Source organism: Streptomyces sp. NPDC005181 (genome assembly GCF_040608395.1).
GTDB lineage: Bacteria > Actinomycetota > Actinomycetes > Streptomycetales > Streptomycetaceae > Streptomyces.
In genome coordinates, this window is the sequence record NZ_JBEXID010000017.1 from 74,587 (window position 1) to 90,119 (window position 15,533).

The 15,533-nt window shown below is 70.1% G+C and carries 22 protein-coding genes and 1 pseudogene; 11 read left to right on the plus strand and 12 right to left on the minus strand.

The annotated features are described in order from the left end of the window. The first annotated feature begins 67 nt into the window (after positions 1-67). Positions 68-397, plus strand: a complete 330-nt coding sequence (locus ABZV38_RS14380) for a hypothetical protein (protein WP_356327113.1) — start codon at positions 68-70, stop codon at positions 395-397. Then, a pseudogene (locus ABZV38_RS14385) lies at positions 394-513 on the plus strand (MerR family DNA-binding transcriptional regulator); the annotation flags it as partial. The gene ABZV38_RS14380 and the pseudogene ABZV38_RS14385, both read left to right, overlap by 4 nt. A gap of 43 nt (positions 514-556) precedes the next feature. Here ABZV38_RS14385 and ABZV38_RS14390 read toward each other — a convergent pair. From ABZV38_RS14390 to ABZV38_RS14400, 3 genes are all read right to left on the minus strand, one after another. Beyond that, positions 557-733, minus strand: a complete 177-nt coding sequence (locus ABZV38_RS14390; RefSeq protein ID WP_356327114.1) for a MerR family DNA-binding transcriptional regulator — start codon at positions 731-733, stop codon at positions 557-559. Positions 734-824: 91 nt separating this feature from the next. Continuing rightward, positions 825-1,661 carry a spore germination protein GerW family protein gene (locus tag ABZV38_RS14395; protein ID WP_356327115.1) on the minus strand — a complete coding sequence of 279 codons (837 nt, stop codon included), beginning with the start codon at positions 1,659-1,661 and terminating at the stop codon, positions 825-827. Beyond that, positions 1,658-1,825: a hypothetical protein gene (locus tag ABZV38_RS14400; RefSeq protein ID WP_356327116.1), complete on the minus strand. Its 168-nt coding sequence runs from the start codon at positions 1,823-1,825 to the stop codon at positions 1,658-1,660. Before ABZV38_RS14400 ends, ABZV38_RS14395 begins: the two co-directional genes overlap by 4 nt. Between ABZV38_RS14400 and ABZV38_RS14405 the strand changes: the two genes are divergently transcribed. Continuing rightward, the gene (locus ABZV38_RS14405; RefSeq protein ID WP_356327117.1) at positions 1,811-2,203 is read left to right on the plus strand and encodes a hypothetical protein; all 393 of its coding nucleotides are present in this window, start codon (positions 1,811-1,813) and stop codon (positions 2,201-2,203) included. The genes ABZV38_RS14400 and ABZV38_RS14405 overlap by 15 nt on opposite strands. An 8-nt stretch (positions 2,204-2,211) precedes the next feature. Here the strand turns inward: ABZV38_RS14405 and ABZV38_RS14410 are convergent, their stop codons facing one another. Both ABZV38_RS14410 and merB read right to left on the minus strand, forming a co-directional pair. Next, positions 2,212-2,754: a DinB family protein gene (locus ABZV38_RS14410; RefSeq protein ID WP_356327118.1), complete on the minus strand. Its 543-nt coding sequence runs from the start codon at positions 2,752-2,754 to the stop codon at positions 2,212-2,214. Positions 2,755-2,837: 83 nt separating this feature from the next. Continuing rightward, a complete protein-coding gene (gene merB, locus ABZV38_RS14415) occupies positions 2,838-3,800 on the minus strand; it encodes an organomercurial lyase (RefSeq protein WP_356327120.1) in 963 nt (320 codons plus the stop codon). A gap of 54 nt (positions 3,801-3,854) precedes the next feature. On the opposite strand from merB, the gene ABZV38_RS14420 reads away from it, so the two are divergent. After that, positions 3,855-4,274 (plus strand): heavy metal-responsive transcriptional regulator, encoded by a 420-nt coding sequence (locus tag ABZV38_RS14420; protein ID WP_356327121.1) that lies wholly within the window; start codon positions 3,855-3,857, stop codon positions 4,272-4,274. On the opposite strand, the gene ABZV38_RS14425 is transcribed toward ABZV38_RS14420, so the two are convergent. Genes ABZV38_RS14425 through ABZV38_RS14435 form a run of 3 tightly spaced genes read right to left on the minus strand, consistent with a single transcriptional unit; the run spans position 4,257 to position 6,422 of the window. Then, positions 4,257-5,318, minus strand: coding sequence for an ArsO family NAD(P)H-dependent flavin-containing monooxygenase (locus ABZV38_RS14425; protein WP_356327122.1), 1,062 nt, complete (start codon positions 5,316-5,318; stop codon positions 4,257-4,259). The two genes, ABZV38_RS14420 and ABZV38_RS14425, sit on opposite strands and share 18 nt — an antisense overlap. Continuing rightward, entirely contained in the window at positions 5,315-6,079 is a 765-nt protein-coding gene (locus tag ABZV38_RS14430; protein ID WP_356327123.1) for an MIP/aquaporin family protein, read from the minus strand. The genes ABZV38_RS14425 and ABZV38_RS14430 overlap by 4 nt, the downstream gene beginning before the upstream one ends. Before the next feature lie 34 nt (positions 6,080-6,113). Then, the gene (locus ABZV38_RS14435) at positions 6,114-6,422 is read right to left on the minus strand and encodes a metalloregulator ArsR/SmtB family transcription factor (RefSeq protein WP_356327124.1); all 309 of its coding nucleotides are present in this window, start codon (positions 6,420-6,422) and stop codon (positions 6,114-6,116) included. Positions 6,423-6,496: 74 nt separating this feature from the next. Here ABZV38_RS14435 and ABZV38_RS14440 point away from each other — a divergent pair, with 74 nt between their 5' ends. The 7 genes from ABZV38_RS14440 to ABZV38_RS14470 all read left to right on the plus strand — a co-directional run bounded on the left by ABZV38_RS14440 (position 6,497) and on the right by ABZV38_RS14470 (position 12,080). Next, positions 6,497-7,132: an arsenate reductase ArsC gene (locus ABZV38_RS14440; protein ID WP_356327125.1), complete on the plus strand. Its 636-nt coding sequence runs from the start codon at positions 6,497-6,499 to the stop codon at positions 7,130-7,132. 49 nt (positions 7,133-7,181) lie between these two features. Beyond that, positions 7,182-7,598 carry an arsenate reductase ArsC gene (locus tag ABZV38_RS14445; protein WP_315890426.1) on the plus strand — a complete coding sequence of 139 codons (417 nt, stop codon included), beginning with the start codon at positions 7,182-7,184 and terminating at the stop codon, positions 7,596-7,598. After that, a complete protein-coding gene (gene trxB, locus ABZV38_RS14450) occupies positions 7,595-8,602 on the plus strand; it encodes a thioredoxin-disulfide reductase (RefSeq protein ID WP_356327126.1) in 1,008 nt (335 codons plus the stop codon). Before ABZV38_RS14445 ends, trxB begins: the two co-directional genes overlap by 4 nt. A gap of 575 nt (positions 8,603-9,177) precedes the next feature. Continuing rightward, complete coding sequence (locus ABZV38_RS14455) at positions 9,178-9,339, plus strand: hypothetical protein (RefSeq protein WP_356327127.1); 162 nt, start codon at positions 9,178-9,180, stop codon at positions 9,337-9,339. Between the two features lie 920 nt (positions 9,340-10,259). After that, a complete protein-coding gene (locus ABZV38_RS14460) occupies positions 10,260-10,604 on the plus strand; it encodes a hypothetical protein (protein ID WP_356327128.1) in 345 nt (114 codons plus the stop codon). A gap of 17 nt (positions 10,605-10,621) precedes the next feature. Beyond that, entirely contained in the window at positions 10,622-11,257 is a 636-nt protein-coding gene (locus ABZV38_RS14465) for a tetratricopeptide repeat protein (protein ID WP_356327129.1), read from the plus strand. Positions 11,258-11,381: 124 nt separating this feature from the next. Then, positions 11,382-12,080, plus strand: coding sequence for an alpha/beta hydrolase (locus ABZV38_RS14470; RefSeq protein WP_356327130.1), 699 nt, complete (start codon positions 11,382-11,384; stop codon positions 12,078-12,080). 299 nt (positions 12,081-12,379) lie between these two features. Here the strand turns inward: ABZV38_RS14470 and ABZV38_RS14475 are convergent, their stop codons facing one another. The 4 genes from ABZV38_RS14475 to ABZV38_RS14490 all read right to left on the minus strand — a co-directional run bounded on the left by ABZV38_RS14475 (position 12,380) and on the right by ABZV38_RS14490 (position 15,526). Then, a complete protein-coding gene (locus tag ABZV38_RS14475; RefSeq protein ID WP_356327131.1) occupies positions 12,380-12,625 on the minus strand; it encodes a hypothetical protein in 246 nt (81 codons plus the stop codon). A 26-nt stretch (positions 12,626-12,651) separates the two neighbouring features. Further along, a complete protein-coding gene (locus ABZV38_RS14480) occupies positions 12,652-12,993 on the minus strand; it encodes an ATP-binding cassette domain-containing protein (RefSeq protein ID WP_356327132.1) in 342 nt (113 codons plus the stop codon). A 205-nt stretch (positions 12,994-13,198) separates the two neighbouring features. Beyond that, positions 13,199-14,620, minus strand: coding sequence for an MFS transporter (locus ABZV38_RS14485; RefSeq protein ID WP_356327134.1), 1,422 nt, complete (start codon positions 14,618-14,620; stop codon positions 13,199-13,201). Positions 14,621-14,767: 147 nt separating this feature from the next. Beyond that, positions 14,768-15,526 carry a GNAT family N-acetyltransferase gene (locus ABZV38_RS14490; RefSeq protein WP_356327135.1) on the minus strand — a complete coding sequence of 253 codons (759 nt, stop codon included), beginning with the start codon at positions 15,524-15,526 and terminating at the stop codon, positions 14,768-14,770. Between the last annotated feature and the right edge of the window lie 7 nt (positions 15,527-15,533).

A 15,533-nucleotide genomic window follows, 5' to 3' on the forward strand; every position in this document is an offset into this window, starting at 1 on the left:
GTACAGGTTTACCGTCGGAGATGTGCCCGCCCACGAGGGGGAAACGACGTCGACGGAAGCGGCCACGATGAGTACCTGGGTACCGGACTCCTGCACCCTGCCTACCACCGAGCAGCCGCTGCGGGTCGCCGAGGTCGACACGTTGTTCACCGGTAGCCTGACGCATCTGGCCCGGCCGGACCGGCTCCGGCTGTCCCTTGCGCTCGCCGGCGGTGACGGTGTCGAGGAAAAGGTGCGCGACTTGGTCGCGCGCGAGAGCGGCTGCTGTTCGTTCTTCACGTTCACCGTCAGCCCTGACCCGGAGCTGATCCGTCTGGACATCTCCGTCGATGGCGCCCACGAGGCCGTGCTGGACGCTCTCCAGGAGCGGGCCGCCGCCCGCCGGGATGTGCCGTGACCGGCGAAGAGCTGCGCAGCGGGCAGGTCGCGGATGCGGCCGGGGCGAACATCCAGACCCTGCGCTATTACGAGCGGCGCGGTCTGCTGGCCGAGCCCGTCCGCAGCCCGGGCGGGCACCGCCTGTACGGCGAGGAAGCGGTCACCGTGCTGCGGGTGATCAAGGCCCGGCCGACTGGGCGTCGCGGACGAAGGCCAGCCGGGTGCCGGTCTGCGGCGGGTAGTCGCGGTAGCCGCCCGGCGTGCGGGGAGGTGCGGGCAGCAGCCCGGTCTGCTCGTAGAAGCGGATGGTCGTGACCGTCAGGCCGTTCGCGGCGGCCAGGTCTCCGATGCGCATACGACCGAGGCTACGCCTTGACCTTCCAGTGCGCTGAAAGGTCTAACGTCGGTGGCAGCCGCAGTGACCTGGGAGGACACGACCATGCGCATCACGGTTCTGACGGTGCCCGACTGCCCCCCACACACACAGGCCGCTGGCGCGGGAGCGGATCGACCAGGCGCTCGACGGTCGGAGCGCGGAGGTGGTCGAGGTCGCCGACGAGGCAGAGGCTGCCCGGTTCGGCATGAACGGCTCGCCGACCATCCTCATCGACGGCGTCGACCCCTTCGCCGTGCTGGGGGTTCCCGCCTCTGTCTTCTGCCGCCTGTACCGGGGACCGGACGGACGGGTCGAGGGGACACCGAGCGTGGCCGACCTGCAGCGTGCGCTGCACGTCGCGGACGCCACCGCGGACTGTGAGGATCTGCCGATGGATGCTGCCGGGCGCGCCGGACGAGGGCGCCTCCGCGCCGCCCACCAGCGGCCTGCGGGCCGTACAGCAGGCGGTGCTGCGGCATTTCGCGGCCACCGGCCACGCACCCGTTCCCGGCGACCTGGACGCGCGGACAATCTTCGGGGCCGCGCTTCCCGCCGGCAGCGCCACCAGTGGTACGCCGACATCCACCCAGGGGTCGGGGATCGGCCTGTACGTCGCGGTCCCGTCCCTGATCTCGATGAAACCGCGCGGGCGGGCCTCCGCCCCGCCACCGCCCCCTCCACCCTCGCCGCTCTTGGTGGCGCCGACTTCGCGACCCGCGCCGCCGCCGAAGCCGAAGCCGACCTTGGCGACGGGGATGACGGTGATGCCGTTCCGCGTGATCGGTTCGGCGTAGACGGCGGTGACGGAGGCCCGGCTGCCGAGCTTCTCGGCGAGGCGCTCCAGCAAGGTGACGGACGCATGGGCCGCGCTCGGCTCCTCGGTCGGGCTGGCGGGTTGAGTGGTCATACGGCGCCTCCCGCCTGGTTGCGTTCGGCGGTGCCGAAAATGTGGGTGGCGGAGGGCGAGGGAAGACGGGTCTCGGGGAAGGCGAACCGATCGACCGTGGTGAGGGTGAACCCGGCCGCGGTGATGGCGGACTGGGTGTCGCGGCCGGTGTGGCAGCCGCCCATCAGCAGCGGCCAGACCGGCGCGCGACCCTGGTGTCCCTGACCGCGAAGGGCCGTACGGTCACGGCTGCCCTGCGGGGCGGCCGCGACTCCATGGCCGCCGTGCTGTTCGGTGACATGCCTGCCGCGCAACTGGAGGCGTTCCAGGGGGGTGGAGGTTGTGATCGAGCGGTTGCGGTCGCTGGGGCGCTGGTCGAGTCCACCGAGGCGGCCGGGATCTGGACCATCCAGTCCGGCATCTTCCCTGAGAACGCCGCCAGCCTCGCCGTCCACGAGCGGGCCGGATTCCGCGTCATCGGCACCCGCGAGCGTATCGGCCGCCACCACAGCCGCTGGCGCGACACCGTCCTGGTCGAACGCCGCAGCCCTCACATCGACTGACAGGCGCCTCAGCCGCTCTCGCCGAGGGTGAGCTGGCGATGGTGGAAGTCGAAGTGCTGGGTGGGGTATCGGTAGAGGTCCGCGAGGGTCATGAAGTCCTTGAAGAACGGGTCCCACCGGACCGGATAGCGCATGCCCCGCGCCAGGTCCCGCTCGGACTCCTTCGCGAGCCGCCCCTCCAGCGAGCCGGTGATGCGGTCGAACGCCGCGCCCATCCTTCGGGGCCCGAAGACCTTCACCGCCCCGCACGGCCCGAGGTAGTTGATCAGGTCGAAGGGCCTCGTCCCCGCGTTCAGCACTCCGGCGAAGCCCCTGCTCGCGCTCCGGGGCAACCGGCCGAAGACGCGTGCGAGGCCCAGCAGGACGCGCGTGATGAGGTAGCCGAAGAGCATGTGCCACATCAGTTGCCTGTTGGTCCAGCGGGTGCCGCTGGTCGGGCGGGCGAGGTCGGCCGGCGTTGCGTCATCCAGGAGCGCGTGGAAGGTCCGGCGGGCCCTGGCGTAGTCGTCGAGGACGGCCTGCCGGTCCAACTCTGAACGATCGCCCGTCATCACTCCGCTCCTGTTCGGAGCCCGGGGCCCCCGGGGCCTGGATGATTCCCGCCCGGATGCGCTGTGGAACCCGATGCTCTCGTTCAGTCCTCGGCGAGCAGCGGTCCGAAGGTCTGTGTTGCGATGGCGACGGCCTCGGCCTGGCTGATGATGCGGCCGGGGACGTCGGGGTGGCGGCGCGCCCACGTCTCGGCTGTGGAGCGGTCGGCGAAGAAGTTCAGGGCGTCGCAGCACACGTCGGCTGCCGGGCCGCGTCCCGGTCGTCGGCCGACGAAGACGACCGCACCCTCGGGCTCCCACCGTGCCGTGACGCTGGTGAAGGAGACAGTGACCGGGTGACCGCTGACCGGGTCGGAGGAGGTGACCCGGATGTCCTGGTCGAGCATCGCGGCGATGCCGAGGGCGTCGATCGCGCACATCGACCACGCTTCCACCCCATTGCCGAGCTTGACCCGGTGAGGCGTCTCAACTGCGGAGAAGGGGTACGCGGCTCGCACCCTGCCTTCGGCGTCGAGGGCGAGGAAGTCCTCGGCGTCCAGCTCGGCGAGGACGTCGTGGGCGATGCGGCCGGCCTCGGCGGCAACCGCTTCGAGATCGGACGTGCTCGGTGCGGAGCCGGTCGTGGCGAAGTGCCGCAGCACCGCCTGGTGGACGGCGCGCAGTCCCCGCTCGACGGGTGCCCGGCGGCCACGTCCCGCCCGTCCGATCGGATCAAGGAGATCGTCGTCGCAGCACTCCTTCGCGCCGGCGAGCGCCTTCCGCAGTGCTTCGACGCTGGGCGCACCAGCTGCCCGGCCCTCCTCGTCCCGGTACAGGCGGCAGGAGACGCTGGGCGGCGCTCCGGGCACGGCGAACGCGTCGACACCGTCGATGAGGACGGTCGGGGAACCGGTCATGCCCCGCCGGGCCGCCTCCGCCTCATCTTGTACCTCGACCAGTTCCAGCTCCGCCTCGCGCCCGTCCAGCGCGGCGGTGATCCGCTCCCGTGCGATGGGGGCGTTGGGGCAGTCCGGCACGGTCAGCACGGTGATCCTCGTGACGCTCATAGGGCGACCGTAGACCTTCCAGTGCGCTGGAAGGTCAAGCCGTACCCTGGCGGTATGCGCATCGGAGAGCTCGCCACGAAGTCCGGGTTGTCGACCAAGACGATCCGGTTCTACGAACAGGCGGGCCTGTTGCCCGCACCCCCGCGCACCGCCGGCGGCTACCGGGACTACCCGGAGCAGGCCACCACCCGACTGTCCTTCGTCCGCGACGCCCAGACCGCCGGACTCACCCTGGCCGAAATCCGCTCGGTCCTCGCCCTGCGCGACAGCGGCCAAGCCCCGTGCGCCCAGGTCGGCACACTCATCGATCAGCACCTGGCCGACATCGAACACCGTATGACCGAACTACGTGAGGCCCGCGCCGCCCTGCGCGAGCTGGCCCACCGGGCCGCCGCAACCGACCCGGACACGTGCACGGACGGCGACATCTGCACCATCCTCACGCGCCCCGCCGGCTCACGCAGCGCCGAGTAGGCCGGCGATCTGCCGGGCGGCTTCGCGGGCGGGGCGGCCGACGCCGATGAGGGTGGCGGAGGCCGGTCCGGTCCAGTCGCCGTAGCCGAGGAGGTGAAGTCGGGGTTCGTCGACGGCCTGGGTGCCGTGGGTGGGGATGTGGCCGCGCGGGCCACGGAGTCCCAGCGGTGCCAGGTGGGCGAGAGCCGGGCGGAAACCAGTGCACCAGATGATCGCGTCGGCCTCGGCGGTCGTACCGTCCGCCCATTCCACTCCCGTCGTAGTGACGCGGGTGAACATCGGCTGGGCCTTGAGGAGTCCGGCGTCGCGGGCTTCGCGTACGGGCGGGACGGCGACGATGTCGCCGAGCGAGGCCACGCCTCCCGTGTCCGTACCGCCCCCGTCGAGGGCGCGGCGGCGGGCGGTGGCGTGGTCGAAGAGGGCGCGGCCGTCGATGTCGTCGGCGAGGTAATGGGGCTCGCGGAGGGTGACCCAGGTGAGATCGGTGTCGTAGGCGACGTCGGCGGCAATCTGGGCGCCGGAGTTCCCACCCCCAACGACGATCACGCGCTGCCTCGCGCCGTCGGCCGGTCGCCGGTACTCCACGGTGTGGAGTTGGGTGCCCTTGAACTCTGTACGCCCGGGGACTGCGGGGACGAACGGCCGCCACCAGGTGCCGGTCGCACTCATCACCGCACGGGCCCGCCACGTACCAGTGTCGCCCTCGACGCGCAGGTGGTCGCCGTCGCGGTGGACCGCTTCGACGCGGACGGGGCGGACAACGGGGAGTTCGTAGCGCTGCTCGTAGTCGGTGAGGTACGAGACGACGTGTGCGGCGTCCGGGTACGTCTCCCCGGGCTGGGGCGACATGAGCCGGCCCGGCAGGCAGGAGTACGCGGCCGGGGAGAAGAGGTGGAGGGAGTCCCAGGTGTGCTGCCACGCTCCGCCCGGGGTGGCTTGGGCGTCGAGGATGACGAAGTCGAGGCCGAGGCGGCGCAGGTGGTAGCCGGCGGCGAGCCCGGCCTGGCCGCCGCCGATCACCACGACATCGGTGTGGTCCGTCATCCCTTGGGCCGGGCGAAGACGACCGCCACCATGGCGAGGCCCACGACCGCGCCGATCAGTTGCATGCCGATGAACGCCGGCACGGAGGCGGGGGCGATGCCCGCGAAGGTGTCGGTGAAGGCGCGGCCGATGGTGACCGCCGGGTTCGCGAAGGAGGTGGAGGAGGTGAACCAGTAGGCGGCGCCGATGTACGAGGCGACCGCGACGGGTGCGAAGCGGAGGCGGTCGGTACGGGCCAGGCCGAAGATCAGCAGGATCAGGCCGGCGGTGGCTACCACCTCGCCGAGCAGCAGGTTCCCCGCCGAGCGGTCGTGCGTGGACCACTTCACCAGCGGTTCGCCGAACATCGCGTCCGCGAGCAGCGCGCCCGCGATCGCGCCGACGATCTGGGCGGGGACGTAGACGGCGAGCTCGCGCGCGTTCACGCCCCCGCCGCCGCCGCGGCGGGCGGTCCACCACTCGGCCAGCGTGACCGCCGGGTTGAAGTGCGCCCCCGACACGGGCCCGAGGAGGGCGATGAGGACGCCGAGGCCGAAGACGGTGGCGGTGGAGTTGGCGAGCAACTGCAGCGCAACGTCGTCGGTGAGCTGGGTGGCCTGGATGCCGGAGCCGACGACGATCGCCACCAGAGCGGCGGTGCCGACGAGCTCCGCGGCCGCTCGGGCGGCAAGCGGGGTACGGGGCGGGGTGGCGCCGGGCGCGGGCTGCGGCGACGTGTCGACGGCTATGGCGTCGCTCGCGGCGGGCTCGGTGGCGGTCACGGGCAGGGTCTCCTCGGGCAGGTGAGGCGAGAGGCTACGGGCAGGCTCTCTTGGTGTCGGCGTTGGCGCGCGCGGTCTCAGCGAGGGCGGCGAACTGGCCGGCCAGGGCTTCGATGACGTCCGGCTTGAGCCGGTAGTAGATGAACCGGCCGCAAGGCTCGGTCTCGACGACCCCGGCCTCGCGCAGCACTCTCAGGTGGTTGGAGAGGTTGGTCTGCTTGGCACCGGTCTCCTCCACGAGATGGGTGGTGCACAGCGTCTCGCGGGCGAGCAGGGTCACGATCTGGAGGCGCAGGGGATCACCCAGAACCCGGATCAGATCAGTATCGACTGACGTCATCATGGGCTGATACTCTCACATCACCTGGAGCTGATACCAGCCTGGGCTGACCTCTTTGAACCCAGGGGGTTCTCGCCATGACCGCGTCCTCGTACCCGGTCCTCCCCGACGAACGGCTCGCGGCCGGTGTCGCCCGCCTCGCCGTACGTCACCAGGGCCGGTACTCCGTGGAGACGGTACAGCGGCTGATCGCCGACTCCTACGAGCAGCTCGCCGCGAACGCGCACGTCCGCACCCACCTCGTGGTGCTGGCGGAGCGGTTCGCCGCAGAGCGCCTGGACGCACTGGCGCACATCGAGAGCCCGACCGGCGGCGAACGGCCGCGGGTGCTGTTCGTATGCAGCCACAACGCCGGCCGCTCCCAGATGGCCGCAGCCCTGCTTGCCCACCGGGCCGGGGACGACGTGATCGTCTCCTCCGCCGGTACCCACCCTTCCGGTGCCGTCGACCCACACGTGGTCCAGGCACTCACCGAGGCCGGTGTCGCGCTCGACGAGGTCTACCCCAAGCCGCTGACCGACGAGATCGTCCAGGCCGCCGACATCGTGATCACCATGGGCTGCGGCGACGCCTGCCCTGTAGTGCCCGGCCACCGCTACCTGGACTGGCCCGTCCCCGACCCCGACGGCGCCCCGATCGCCGTCGTGCGCTCGATCCGCGACGCCCTCGACGCCCGGATCACCGCCCTGCTGGACACCCTGCCCGGCGCCTGAGTCTTTCCGTCCCCGCACCACGCTCCATCCCTGCCCTAAGGAAGAACCGATGACCGCTCCGCTCGCCTCCGTGCTCTTCGTCTGCGTCCACAACGCCGGCCGCTCCCAGATGGCCGCCGGATTCCTCAACCACCTCGCCGGCGACCGGATCGAGGTCCGCTCCGCCGGATCCATCCCGGGCGACCAGGTCAACCCGGCCGCGGTCGAGGCGATGAAGGAGGTCGGCGTCGACATCTCCGCCGCCACCCCGAAGATCCTCACCACCGAGGCCGTCCAGGCGTCCGACTACGTCATCACCATGGGCTGCGGCGACGCCTGCCCGATTTTCCCCGGCAAGAAGTACCTCGACTGGGCCCTGGAGGACCCGGCCGGCCAGGGCGTGGAGGCAGTCCGCCCGATCCGCGACGAGATCAAGGGCCTCATCGAGGGCCTCATCGCCGAGATCGACGCGAAGCAGGAGGCATGACCTCAGTGACCGACACGACCGCCGCCACCAGCGGCGACGTGCGCAACGTCATCGTCATGGGCTCCGGCCCCGCCGGATACACCGCCGCCCCCTACACCGCGCGCGCCCAGCTGAAGCCCCTGCTCTTCGGCAGCTCGATCTTCGTCGGCGGCTCGCTGACCACGACGACCGAGGTCGAGAACTACCCCGGCTTCCCCACCGGCATCGACGGCCCCGACCTCATGGACAACATGCGGGCCCAGGCCGAGAAGTTCGGCGCCGAGATGATCGACGACGACATCGTCTCTGTCGACCTCACCGGCGACATCAAGGAAGTCACCGACTCCGAGGGAACTGTCCACCGCGCGAAGGCCGTGATCATCGCGACCGGCTCCGGCTACCGCAAGCTCGGCCTGCCGAACGAGGAGGAGCTCTCCGGCCGGGGCGTCTCCTGGTGCGCCACCTGCGACGGCTTCTTCTTCTGCGACCGCGACATCGTCGTGGTCGGCGGTGGCGACACCGCCATGGAGGAAGCCACCTTCCTCACCCGCTTCGCCCGCTCCGTCACCGTCGTCCACCGCCGCTCCACTCTGCGCGCCTCCAAGGTCATGCAGAACCGCGCGTTCGCCGACGACAAGATCTCCTTCGCCTTCGACAGCGAGATCGCCGAGATCGCCGAGATCAAGGAAGAAAGCGGCATGCTCGCCGGCGCCGTCCTGCGCGACACCATCACCGGCAAGACCCGCGCCCTCGACGTCACCGGCCTGTTCATCGCCATCGGCCACGACTCGCGCACCGAACTCTTCACCGGCCAGATCGACCTCGACGACGAGGGCTACATCAAGGTCGAGGCGCCCTCCACCCGTACGAACATCGCCGGCGTCTTCGCCGCCGGCGACGTCGTCGACCACACGTACCGTCAGGCCATCACCGCCGCCGGATCCGGCTGTGCCGCAGCCCTCGACACCGAGCGCTACCTCGCCGCACTGGCCTCTCCCGTGGAGCCAGTCGGCGTCTCCGCCTGATCACGTGTGGGCAGGGCCTCTCAGGGTCCTGCCCACCGCACTGGTCGGACACGTTGGTTCAGCGAGCGGGTCAACTCCCAGTTGGTAGCGCGAGCGGCCTCCAGCTCGGCCCCGCCTTCTGGCGTCAGACCAGAACCGGAAAGGGAACCGACGTCAAATGCTCCTTCGAGCGAATCTGTCGTGAAGCCCCCGTCGTTGACGGCCAAAGCTGAGAACATCCGACCGCCGAACGTCAGCCTCGAGTCGAAGGCGGGCCATTGGAGCGGCAAGTCAATGAACGTCAGCTTGCGGTACTGCAGTGGGTGGGGGCGGGGTGCCCTCCTGGCGTATGGGAGTTCAGCTCCTACAAGACCAGCTGCCAAGCACTGCAGAACAGGGGCCTGGTCAAGGTCTCCCGGCGGGCCAGGCAATGGAACGTCGTCCTGACGAGCGTCGGCCGACACTACCTGACTCACGGTACGTATCCCTCCGGCGAGTTGCCCACGCGGAAGACCCAGGCCGGGCAGCCTCCCTCCGCCGGAGAGCAGGCGGCTCCTGCCCCTGCGCGAAAGCCACGCGCCCCCTAACAGAATCGCGTGACGTTCACGGAACAGCTGCTGCGAGACCTCGCGGACGCCGGAGGCCGGATCGTCAAGAGCGGCGGTGCTCCGGACTCCGTGAACTGGCCGTCCACCTGCGGCGCGCAGGTCGGGAAGGATCCCGAAGGCGAAGGAGCTGTACGGGGGCTGGTGCCGTGACGGCTACGAGATCCGGCTGGTCGACACCCCCGCCTGGCGCTTGGCCACGCTGCCACCCATTCCGGTACCAGCACGACTCGCAAAACCACACCCAGTCGTCAAAGCCCTACAGGGCCTTCCCCAGCCCATGGGGCTCACCAAGTCCGTCCAAAGCCGAGCTTTCCGGCTCATCCACGCCCTGCTCACGGCAACGCAGAGGGTGGGTCACATCAGCGCAATCGGCACAGCGCACGGTGCACCGCCACCGCATCGTCGGCGAAGCGGCCCACCTCACTTCACCATCACGGCACAAGGTCAGAAATGCGAATTCCTCGTCCTGCAGGAAAAGGACCGGGTCGCGCACGTCCCCACACAGAAGGAACTCGCGGACGCTGGGAAGCACTCCTGGGTCAGGATCCCTCGCTACGACTACTCCCCCGCTGACCGCTTGAGAATCTGTGTCAGCGGTGGGCGGCCGCACCGGGCCGGTGAGTGGGCCGACACGGTCGCACACCCTCTTGAGGACCAGCTCGCCGAGATCGCGCAAGAGGTCGGTCTCCGCGGAGAGGCGGCCGAACGCAAGCGTCAGGCCGACCTGGAGGCAGCACAGCAGCAGCGCCTGCGCTGGGAAGCCGCGAAGCGGCGGGCAACGACCGAATACGCAGAGGCATACCGTGTCCGGCACCTCGAAGCGCAAGCAGAAGCGTGGCGGCGCTCAGCGGGCTTGGCCGAGTACGTCAGCGCGCTCCGCGTCCACGCAGAGAGTCTGCCGACCGGATCGGCCAGGGACGAAGCCGAGGCATGGATCGCATGGGCCGAGAGCCACGTGCAACGCCTGAACCCCCTCTCAGCTGTGCGGAGGGCTGCCGCTGGCGCTGCGCATTATCGGAAATCGGCTGGCCAGCCGGCCCGGACGGAGCGCCGTCGAACTCGCCGTCCGGTTGTCGGATGAGGAGCGCCGTCTCGATCAGTTCAAGGCCGGCGACCTCAAGATCGCCAATGCGTTCGGGATGTCCTATGAACAGCTGGCGGCTTCCGCCCGGCGGGTCTTCCGCCGGTTGGCCGTGGTGCCTGGCCAGGATTTCGGCGCCGCCCTCGCGGCAGTCGTCGGCGGGACCTCGATCGAGGATGCCTGGGACGCGCTGGACGAACTCGTCGACCTCGGTCTGCTGCAGGACAGCACGTCGGGCCGTTACCGCTTCCACGACCTGGTGCGACTCCTCGCCCGCGAGCGGCTTCAGAAGGGGAGAGCCCGGTCGACCGCGATGTGCTCACCGGCAGGGTGACGTCGTGGCTGCTGAGGATGGCAACGACGGCCGGACGGTGGTTCGAGCCGGCGTACGGCCGTCCCGAGCGACCTGATGCCGACCTCGCCACCCGCAACGGCACCACAGTGCAGATCGCCTGGTCGCACCACTACACCGCCATCGCACTCCGCAAGCTCGGGAGGAGCGACGAAGCCGTTGCGTCGGCGTCGCAGGCGACGGGGCTGTTCAAGTCCCTCGGTGACATCGATTCGTACTATGCGTCCATCAGCAACCTCGGTCATTGCCTTCGTGACGAGGGACGCTACGACGAAGCGCTGGAGCGATACCGCGAAGCGTTCGCCTTGGTGAGCGACGACGAGTCCGGGATGACTCCTAGCATCGCGGCGCACCTCCGGCCGTACACGCTGGCTGATCTCGGCCGGTGTCTGGGGCTGCTGGGCCACCGCGGCGAAGCGATCACCACGCTCACCGCGGCGACCGCAGTGATGGAGTCGTTCGATTCCAACATTATGCAGGCTCTCGCGCTGGAGACGCTCGCGGCCCTGCTGGCCGAGGAAGGCCAAACCGGCGGGAGCCGCCGAGCCTATGCGCGTGCGGCGGAGGTGTACGAGGTGATCGGCGACGCCGAGGCGCACAGCCGCTGCCACGACCTGGCGACCGGCGCACCCTGACCCGCCTCAGCCGATGTGTGCAGAACTTCTGCGTGCTGTTCTGCATGGTCCGGCCGCTTCCACGCGACTTGACTTGGCTGCGCGGGACGGGCGTTGGGCCTGTCCATCCACGTCAGGAGTGACCATGACGGCAATCAGGAACATCGTGCTGGTGCACGGTGGCTTCGTGGACGGATCTGGCTGGCAGGGCGTCTACGAGCAGCTGACCGCCGACGGCTACCGGGTGGCCGTCGTGCAGAACCCGACCCTGTCGCTGGCCGGTGACGTCGTCGCCGCCCGCCAGGTCCTCGACGGTCTCGACGGCCCTGCTCTTCTGGTCGGCCACTCCTACGGCGGCGTCGTCATCACCGAAGCCGGCAACCACCCCAACGTCGCCGCGCTCGTCTACATCGCCGCGTTCGCCCCTGACAAGGCCGAGTCGGTCAGCTCTCTGATCGCCGACCCGCCGCCTGGCGCGCCGGTCCCGCCGATCCTGCCGCCCAAGGACGGGTTCCTGTTCCTGGACCGGGACAAGTTCGCGGCATCGTTCGCCGCCGACGTACCCGAGGCGCAGGCGGCGTTCATGGCCGACTCCCAGGTACCGTGGGGCGTCGACGCGCTCGGTGGGGCGGTCTCCGAACCGGCCTGGCGGACCAAGCCGTCCTGGTACCTGGTCGCCACCGACGACCGGATGATCCCGCCGCCCGCTCAGCGGGCCATGTCCGAGCGGGCCGGCGCGACCGTCACCGAATCCCCGGGAAGCCACTCCGTCTACGTCTCCCGTCCGGCCACGGTGGCCGCCGTCATCGCCCAGGCCGCCGAGAGCCTCAACGGCCGGCCCTAGCGGTCCCGGGCGCCACCGTGCCGCACCGCCCGGGCGGCGACCCCGCCCGGGCGGGACACCCCGACCCAGCCCACCACCCCGGGAGTTCCCTCATGGCACCCGATCTCACCCTGCGTTCCCCTCTGCACGGACCAACCGGGCAGCGGTGAATGCCGGAGGCTACCGGGGTGGTTGCTCGGGCTCAGCGGTCCCGAGTGGAATCCGGGTGGGGTTGCCGGGGCGGATGGCTGAGAGGGAGCCGGGTGTCCGCTGAATGGGAAGGCGCGTGCGGTGCCGCGGCCGTGTAGGCCGACCTCGTCTCAGACGGCCGGCGCGGCTGCGGCCAGGTCGAAGATCCGGGCGGCCACCGGTGTGCCGTCGTCCAGGCGCAGGGCGAGCGCCGCGTCGTGGGGGGCGCCGAGCGGGGTGCGGGCCCGGTCGCCTTCCAGCGCTGCGGGCAGCCAGACCGCCTCGCCGACGAATCCGGCGACCCATGGGTCGGCTGGTGAGCGGTAGAGGAGTTCCGACGGTCCGCTCGGAATGATCCGGCCGTCGCGCAGGACCACCGGTGGTCGGGGAGCGATTGCGCGGGCTATGGCGACGCGCTGCTGCTAAGAGCGCGCCTTCCTGGGCCACCACCGAGATCCGGCGCTCTTCGGGCGGGTACCGCGGCGCCGGGGGTGGCCCCACGGCGGACGTCGACCCGGATCTCACCCGCGTCCAGTACCTCGAAGCCGGCGATGCCGCGCAGCAGCCTGCTCCTGCCCGAGCCTGAGGGGCCGAGCACGGCCCACCGGTGCTCCGGAGCGAACGGTGAGGTTCCCACCAGCCAGTGCCTGGACGCTGCCATAGGCCTGGCAGAGGTCGGTGATGCGCAGTCCCGCCATGTCAGCCGCCTCCCCGGGCGAGGACTCCGGTGCGCGCCGACAGCCATCAGGTGGGCACGGCGGCGTCCACCAGAGGCCGTATACCCGCAGGTGCCAAATAGTCGAACGAATAGCACAATTCAACTGTTTCTATACTCCCGAACAGGAGCAGGACGGCGTCTGCTTCCCAACGTGACGGTGGGAAGCAGACGCCGTGACCGTTCCCTGGTGCCGAGCCGGGGCGTTCGCCGGTGTTCTTCAGGCAGGTCCTGCTCAGCCCGGCTGCAGCGCCTCCCCTGCCGTCTTCCCGGCTTCAGCCGCTGCTGGGGCCTCGGCTGCCTTCCGCTTGCTGCCGACGGCCAACGCGTTCGGATCGGTGCGATCGTCGTAGGCCAGCATCTTCGGTAGGGCCACCGCGAGGGCCGCGACGCCCACCAGGCAGGCCAGGCCGCCCACCCACATGGAACCTGATGCGCCCCAGCGGCTTGCCGAGTAGCCGGCGCGGACGTCGCCGAGCTTCGGTCCGACGGTGTAGCTGAGCAGTTCCACGCCGGCCATCCGGCCGCGTAGTTCGTCGGGGATTGACTGGTTCCACATGGTGTCGCGGCCCAGGCCGCTCACCATGTCCGCCCCACCCGCCACCGCGAGGAAGAACAGCACCAACCACACATTCTGGGTGAAGCCGGCTCCGGCCATTGCAACGCCGGTCATCGCGGCGGCGATGAGGACCAGTCGCCCGTGCCGGTGCACCCGTGAGTACCAACCGCTGGTCAGCGACACCGCGAGTCCACCCACCGCGCCGGCGGAATAGAGCATGCCGAGCGCCCAGGGAGCGTGCAGCTGGTAGGCGAGGAACGGGAAGATCGCTGTGGGGAAGGCGCACATCATGGCGATGACATCCACCGCATAGGTGCCCAGCAGGTCCTTGCGACTCCAGGCGTACTTCAGGCCTACCAGGATCGAGGCAAGGGAGGGAGGCTCGCCGCCGTCCGGCGGCGGGGTGGCACGAATCCGGGAGAGCAGCGCCATGGACACCAGGAAGGTCACGAAGTCCAGGGCGTAAGCGGCACTGACCCCGGCGGTGGCCGCGATCACGCCGGCCAGGGCCGGGGCGAGGATCGCGCCGACCTTCGAGCGCAGCGAGAGCAGGGCGCTGGCTGCGGGCAGCTGGTCGTGGGGCACAACCTGCGGGGTCAAGGCGTCCAGAGAGGGACGCTGCATCCCATCCAGTACCGCGGTCAGTCCGGCGACCACATAGAGCAGCCACAGCTGTGGGCTCGGCAATTGCGAGTTGACCAGGAGGAGCAGGCTAAGCAGGGCGAGCCCCGCCTCGCAGCCCATGATCAGACGGCGCCGGTTCATGGCGTCCGCCAGCGCCCCGCCCCACAGGCCGAAGACGATCAGCGGCACCAACTCCACCAGGCCGACCAGGCCGACCGCCAGCGGGGAGTCGGTCATCCTCATGATCTGCAGGGGAACCGCGACATAGGTGAGGTAGCTGCCGAAGGTGGTTATCAGCCCGGAGCTCAGCAGCAGCCGGAAGTCACGGGAGGACCGCCACGGTGCCAGGTCCGGCAGTACACGACGGGTCAGGGTACGCAGGCGGTTGGCCGAGGCGGGCGGTTCCTGCCCGGAGGACGGCGGTTCGGATGGAGTGTCCGTCGCCGGAGCGACGTCGGGTCGATCGGAAGACATGGGCGAGGAGCTCCTGCCCGTTCACGGGCTACTAGGAGGAATGGGGACTGGTGGTGGCCGACTGGGTACTGTCAGTACTCTTCGTCGGTTCGTACTGGCCTTGGAGCGACCGGCGGTACCCGTAGGCTGCCGGTCGCTCCTACGGGATCAGGACGCGGGCTCGTACACGAAGGGCTGGGTAGACGTGACCACACGGAACCCGCGCTTCCTGAGGATCGGCTCCGAGGTGGGTAGCGCGTCGGTAAAGACCAGCGCGCGGCCCCGCTCGTGTGCCTCCGTCAGCCTGGCCCCGACCACTGCGGTGAACAGTCCCCGCTTGCGGTGAGTCGTCTTCGTCCGGCCGCCGGCCAGCTCCGCGTAGCCGCTGCCCTCCTTGAAGTAGATGCGCCCGCACGCCACCGGCTCCCCCTCGACGTATGCGATATGGACGCTCATCGAGTCCGGCGCCTCCAGCAGAACCGCGGCCAGCTGCTTCTTCTCTTCCTCCGGGTTCTTGCGGCCGATCTCGCGGGCAATCTCGGCGTAGTCGGCCAGGCCCGCCTCGTCGTGGATTCGGCGGACGTCGTACCCGGGGGCCTTGAAGGTCTCCAAGGTCGCCTCGTTCACCGGCAGCACCAGGACCTGCTCCGTGTCGTCGGCCTCGAAACCCGCGGCGAGCAGACGCTCATCCAGACCGGACGGAACATCGTGACCGTAGAGCTTCCACTCCAGGGTGTAGCCGCCGTCCCGGGCCAGGGCCATCTCCTCGCGGATGACGTCGTCGGCGTCCTCGAGAGAGAGCCGCGAGAACACGATCCGGCACTCCGAACCGTCGGCTGCGTACTCGCGGACCACGCCCCCGCGTCCGGCCGGTTCACCCGAGGCCAAGCGCTCGGCGTCAAGGTCCGCCAGGATGTCTGCACTCATGGATTCG